Source organism: Streptomyces sp. NRRL WC-3549 (genome assembly GCF_000721935.1).
Classification (GTDB): Bacteria; Actinomycetota; Actinomycetes; order Streptomycetales; family Streptomycetaceae; genus Streptomyces.
Window position 1 is genome coordinate 149,388 of sequence record NZ_KL585414.1, and the last position, 546, is coordinate 149,933.

At 71.1% G+C, this 546-nt stretch carries 1 protein-coding gene; it reads right to left on the reverse strand.

Annotated features, from left to right (window positions below; all coding sequences use genetic code 11):
- The coding region (locus IH13_RS0121955) for a hypothetical protein (protein WP_158791258.1) at positions 1–277 on the reverse strand (277 nt) is incomplete at its 3' end.
- Between the last annotated feature and the right edge of the window lie 269 nt (positions 278–546).

The following is a 546-nucleotide window of genomic DNA, read 5'->3' on the forward strand; positions in this document are numbered from 1 at the left end:
GGCCGCCGTAGGTCTGGGTGAAGACGGGTATGTTCTCCCGGCCCTTGGCCCGCTGGACACCGCCGACCCGGCCCCGGGAGTCCACGAGGACCCGGTCGCCGGTGATCAGGGTCACGGTGTGCACGGTCCGGCCGGCCGTCCCCCCGTCCCCGGCGGTGACCGGGAACGCCGCATCCGGGCCGCTGGTCTTCGCCGACGCCGGGCCGGACATTCCGGCGGTCAGGACGACGGCGGCCGCAGCGACGACGGCGTACGCCTTCTTTGATGGTTTTCGCAAGATTGCCCCTGCTCAGGAGTGAATCGGGCGGGCGAAGGCCCGGCCCGCACGGGGCGTTCGCATACGTGTACGACCCCGGGATCCAGAAGTATGCCGGGCCGTTCGGAGGCACTCAATGATCGTTGTGTAACAGCCGTTCGGCACGATCCGGCTCAAGAAGCCATCTCGTCCGGCGAGGCTCCGCGGTAACGGATGAGAGCCCCGGGCGGCGCTCGCGAAGGCGAGGAAGTGCTCGGCTCCGCGCTCGGGGCGGCGGCGGAACCGGCGCG